This is a genomic window from Candidatus Poribacteria bacterium, from assembly GCA_021295755.1.
In the GTDB taxonomy this organism is placed as follows: domain Bacteria; phylum Poribacteria; class WGA-4E; order WGA-4E; family PCPOR2b; genus PCPOR2b.
This window is the reverse complement of the sequence record JAGWBT010000146.1, coordinates 1-338: the sequence shown is the minus strand read 5'-3', so window position 1 is coordinate 338 and position 338 is coordinate 1. Positions and strand designations below refer to the sequence as shown.

Below are 338 nucleotides of genomic sequence, written 5' to 3'. Positions count from 1 at the left end.
TTCGCGTTTCAGCGATCTCCCTGATAGCGTGGGCGTGTCTGTTGCGACCTGCACTTGCCCAACATACGGATCCGTTGGGGAACCCTGTCTTTGATAAGAGTGGGAAAGAGCTGTACACACTCCAAGCGCGCTTTGGTGTGTTGGGCGGGGACTCGCTCCTGCGCCGTGACTCGGAATTTCGCAGTAAGACGAGCAACCGGAACTTCTTTACTTTCAATATTCCGGGCGAGAATGTGCTTCATCAGTTGACTGTTGGTAATTTTCCGACCAAGTTTTCGAGTTTCACGCTCAACAAGGAGCTCTTTGATGCTGCGCGTTGGAATATAACGGTTCCGAAA

Annotated in this window: 1 protein-coding gene; it reads left to right on the top strand. The window is 51.5% G+C overall.

Features of this window, described 5'->3' with window-relative positions:
* A partial coding sequence (locus tag J4G02_18570) for a hypothetical protein (GenBank protein MCE2396540.1) occupies positions 1-338 on the top strand: 338 nt, incomplete at both ends.